The organism is uncultured Mobiluncus sp., assembly GCF_947254095.1.
Classification (GTDB): domain Bacteria; phylum Actinomycetota; class Actinomycetes; order Actinomycetales; family Actinomycetaceae; genus Mobiluncus.
Window position 1 is genome coordinate 1 of sequence record NZ_CAMYBV010000040.1, and the last position, 4540, is coordinate 4540.

General features: G+C 57.1%; 3 protein-coding genes and 3 tRNA genes. 2 read left to right on the plus strand and 4 right to left on the minus strand.

Features of this window, described 5'->3' with window-relative positions:
• From Q0X47_RS08330 to Q0X47_RS08340, 3 genes are all read right to left on the minus strand, one after another.
• A tRNA-Phe gene (locus Q0X47_RS08330) sits at positions 1-76 on the minus strand.
• Between the two features lie 35 nt (positions 77-111).
• Positions 112-185, minus strand: a tRNA-Asp gene (locus tag Q0X47_RS08335).
• A gap of 30 nt (positions 186-215) precedes the next feature.
• Positions 216-288, minus strand: a tRNA-Glu gene (locus tag Q0X47_RS08340).
• Between the two features lie 112 nt (positions 289-400).
• Between Q0X47_RS08340 and Q0X47_RS08345 the strand changes: the two genes are divergently transcribed.
• Both Q0X47_RS08345 and Q0X47_RS08350 read left to right on the plus strand, forming a co-directional pair.
• Complete coding sequence (locus tag Q0X47_RS08345; protein WP_297724965.1) at positions 401-1957, plus strand: mechanosensitive ion channel family protein; 1557 nt, start codon at positions 401-403, stop codon at positions 1955-1957.
• Positions 1954-3000: an endonuclease/exonuclease/phosphatase family protein gene (locus tag Q0X47_RS08350; RefSeq protein WP_297724968.1), complete on the plus strand. Its 1047-nt coding sequence runs from the start codon at positions 1954-1956 to the stop codon at positions 2998-3000. Before Q0X47_RS08345 ends, Q0X47_RS08350 begins: the two co-directional genes overlap by 4 nt.
• Before the next feature lie 115 nt (positions 3001-3115).
• Here the strand turns inward: Q0X47_RS08350 and eno are convergent, their stop codons facing one another.
• Complete coding sequence (gene eno, locus Q0X47_RS08355) at positions 3116-4393, minus strand: phosphopyruvate hydratase (protein ID WP_297724971.1); 1278 nt, start codon at positions 4391-4393, stop codon at positions 3116-3118.
• Positions 4394-4540 lie beyond the last annotated feature (147 nt).

The following is a 4540-nucleotide window of genomic DNA, read 5'->3' on the forward strand; positions in this document are numbered from 1 at the left end:
TGGTGGCTCCGACCGGCGTCGATCCGGTGACCTAACGATTTTCAGTCGTTCGCTCTGCCAACTGAGCTACAGAGCCAACGTTCGTCTTAGCTTGTGGCCATCGACGAACTGCGACCCTGACGGGACTCGAACCCGCGACCTCCGCCGTGACAGGGCGGCGCGCTAACCAACTGCGCTACAGGGCCATTCAAACCGCAAGCCCAAAGGCTTACTTGTACTCCCAACGGGATTTGAACCCGTGTTGCCGCCGTGAAAGGGCGGAGTCCTAGGCCGCTAGACGATAGGAGCGTCGCCTAAGCCCAGGGGGCTAAGGACTTGAAATAGTTTAGGTGAAAAAAGCCACAAGTGCAAAACCTCACTTCCCCCGGTCAGCCCGAGCTCGATAACCTATGCTAGAGACATGAGTTTTGTGTTCAGCCAGACCCCGGAGCCCAATCCAACCCCGGATACCCCCGTTAAGGAAGTCTTGGAGACATCCCTGGACGTTATGGCAGTTCTGGCTGCCAGTTTGGTCTGTATCGTGGCTTTACTGGTGGCTGCCCAAATCATCGGCTTCTTGTTGCGGCGCTGGGGACGCAAGCACCGACTGGTTAAATATCTGGAGCGCCGTTCTCGTGTGGGCGGGTCTTTGACCTGCATCGCCTTAGGGGCGACTATCGGATGGCAATGGACTGTACGCAACCCCAACGTCCCTGGTTACGACACGATTTCACACGGCTTGCTGATTTTCATGATTATTGCCGTGACGGTGTGGATGATTGAACTGTGTGCCGTCCTGGAGGACATGACCCGCACACAGCTCGAGGGCGGGGCGAAGCCAAATCGTCTGGTGACCCAAGCCCAAGTCATGCACCGAGTTTCACAAGTTTTCTTTGGGGTTTTCGGGGCTATCGCGATAGCGCTGACGTTCCCAGAAGCGCGTGCGGCCATGGGGTCGGTGCTGGCTTCTGCGGGCATTATCTCCCTGATTGCTGGTATTGCGGCACAAGGGGTGTTGGCCAATATGTTCGCCGGGCTCCAGATTGCTTTCTCCGACCCGATTCGGGTGGGTGATGTCGTCGTGGTGCAAGGCCAGCAAGGCACGATTGAAGAAATCACACTGACGTATATCGTCATTCATCTGTGGGATGAACGCCGCCTCATCCTACCGTCCAAGAAATTCACCGAGGAGCCTTTCGAAAACTGGACCAAACGAGACACCAATTTGTTGGGGGTAGTGGAGCTACGTGTGGATTGGCGTATGCCGTTGGCGGCATTCCGCAACGAAGTGGACCGGTTGTTATCCGAGACGGACTTGTGGGATGGGCGCACCGCCAGCGTGCAGGTCACAGACAGTTCCGAAGAAACCATGCTGGTGCGTTTGGTGGCGAGCGCCGCGAACTCCGGAGATTTGTGGGATCTCAAGTGCTACCTACGAGAACGCCTGATTGAGTGGATTGACAGGGAAGCTCCATATGCCTTGCCGCGTCGCCGCGTTGAAACCGAAACCGTGACGGAAGTGCAGATGCCCGTTGATGAAATCGAGATTGAAAAACAGGCTCGTGAACTGGCTATCGCCACAATCCGGGAAGCGAATGGGGATCGTCACGCCGCGGCCGCCAAAAAACAGGAACATGAAGCAGCCCCGACCAGCCCTTACGGGGAGCCACTTCTGGACCAGTATGCCCGTAAAATTCAGGAAAAACGCCGCTCCTGGCGTTCTAAGGCCCGGCGTCTAGATGAAAGCATGAACGAAATGCCCGGACTGCTACTCCCCTCCCAAGATGCCCTGCAAGACACCAGGGTGTTGAACACCACCGCCACGATGGCTGGTGACCGACTCTTTTCCGGAACTCCTGACGCGGAGGAACGCCGCAAACTTGTCACGGGGCCGAAGCAACATGAACCCAAACCGAATGCTGACAGCGACACCACGACCAAAGGCACCACCCCACCTTCTGAGGAGGCTCAGAAATGAGCCGGAATAAGCGCTCTCGAAAAGCCACTTCTGCCCCAACCCGCTCAACCCCCGAAACTTTGCCGAATCCGGATTACCTGCGGGTTATTACCTGTAATTTGCAGTGGGGTACCCCAGCGGAGGGATGGCCCGATGCCCAAAAGGCAAATTCGCGGGTAGAAGCATTTATCCGGGGCTTGGGGGAACGCTGCCGCAGCCTGTTCAAATCGGGTTCGGTTAATACCCGCACCCAGCTGACTGCGGAAAATCTGCGGCAGACAGCTCGAATCCTCCAGCAGTTAAAACCGGATGTTTTGGCGTTGCAGGAAGTCGACAAAGGACAGCGACGTTCCGGCTACGTCCGCCAAGCACGCGTGCTGGCGGAATCTTTACACCTGCCCTATTGGCGCATCGGAGCGTCTTACGCAGGCCAGTCCCAAGTCCTGCACCGCCGCCCTTTGGACAGCGAGCTAAAGGCGGAAAGCGGGTACGGTATCGCCCTGCTCTCCCGCTGGCCGGTGAAATCTTGGCATTTCAAACGGCTCGGCAGGGTTCGGGCACGCATAGTGTGGGGCAGCGACCCGTGGAAGGGTTTTTCTCACGGCTTTCTCGAGGGGTTACGCGACCTTCCCGATGCTGCAAAAGGGACCGGGGTGCGGTTTGGTCAGATGCGAGTGCTGTTGGCGGCCCGGCTGGCTACTCCGCTGGGGACCGTAGCGCTAGGCACGACCCACCTGGAAATTCACCGTCCCACAGCTGCTTCTCAGCTGCGGCGTGCCTGGCGTTCTCTCTACCACCTACGACCTGAATCATGCCTGCTGATGGGGGATTTCAATCTGCGTGATTACCATATCGACAAGGTACTGCAGCCTTTACCTGCGGAACAACACCCGCAGCTGCACGGGGCTATCCCGTCATATCCGGCAGACAAGCCGTGGATTGCCTTAGATCAGCTGCTGGGCAACGGTTGGGAGTTAGTGAGCGAACCGCGAGCTTTGCGTCTGCCCATCTCGGATCACCGGGCGGTCATCTACGATTTGCGCCCCATAAAGGCCACTCAATAGTTCCCGGACTCGCGGTATCAACTCGCAGGGAGGGGCTAGGCGAGCCTCGGCAGGGAAAAAGTTTCCCAGGCTGATGATGTCACCAGCCTGGGAAACTTGTAGAAACGGAATGAACTTAGCCGCGGAAGCGCGGGAATGCTGACTTGCCGGCGTAAACGGCGGCATCGCCGAGCATATCTTCGATGCGCAGCAGCTCGTTGTACTTGGCGACGCGTTCGCTACGGGCCGGCGCGCCGGTCTTGATTTGGCCGGCATTGGACGCCACCGCCAAGTGCGCAATCGTGGTGTCCTCGGTTTCGCCCGAACGGTGCGAAGTCATGGTGTGGAATCCCGCCCGGTGAGCCATTTCAATAGCTTCGAGGGTTTCGGTTAGGGAACCAATCTGGTTGACCTTTACCAGCAGGGCGTTTGCCACGCCTTCCTTAATACCGCGCTCCAGGCGTTCGGGATTCGTGACGAACAGGTCGTCGCCCACCAGCTGCACCTTGTCGCCAATGGCGGCGGTGAGTTTCTGCCAGTCTTCCCAAGCTTCCTCATTCAGCGGGTCCTCGATGGAAACAATCGGGTATTTGTCGATCAGTTCTTCGTAGTATTTCTCGAGGTAGGCTGCATCGCGAACTTCGCCCTCAAAGTTGTACTTGCCGTTTTCGTAGAATTCGGAAGAGGCCACGTCCAAAGCCAGCGCCACATCCTTGCCGGGCTTGTAACCGGCCTTTTCAATAGCAACCAGAATCAAATCCAGCGCTTCCGCGTTAGACTCCAGGTTCGGCGCGAACCCGCCTTCATCACCCAAACCGGTGGCCAGACCCTTATCCTTCAGAACTGACTTCAAGCAGTGATACACCTCAGCGCCCATCCGTAGCGCTTCGGCGAACGTTTCGGCACCAATCGGCGCAATCATGAACTCTTGAATGTCCACGTTGGAATCCGCGTGGGAACCGCCGTTCAAAATATTCATCATCGGCACCGGCAAGACGTGAGCGTTGGGACCGCCGAGGTATTCAAACAGTTCCAAACCGGCGTCCTCGGCTGAGGCTTTCGCTGCTGCCAGGGACACGCCCAAAATCGCATTCGCCCCCAATTTGCCCTTATTGGGAGTGCCGTCCAGGTCCATCATTGCCGCGTCAATACTGCGCTGTTCGACGGTGTCAAATCCCACCAGCTCGGGAGCAATAATGTCGTTTACCGCCTTGACCGCCTTTAATACGCCTTTACCCTGGTAACGTCCCTTATCACCATCGCGGAGTTCCACCGCTTCGAACTGGCCGGTCGAGGCACCGGACGGAACCGCAGCGCGAACCATACCCCCTTCGTACTCGAGCTCGACTTCGACCGTGGGGTTACCGCGGGAATCGAGAATTTCGCGACCGTAAATGCTTTCGATGATTGCCAACTGAGTCTCCTTATGTGACAGGTTGTTAATTTTCTGCCGCTCCGCCCGAAAGAGGGCACAGGCAGCCACTACTATTCTTTCCTAAAAATGCGCATTTGTCCGGGGATTTCTCCCCGGACAAACAAATTTTTCTCGATTTAACTTTCC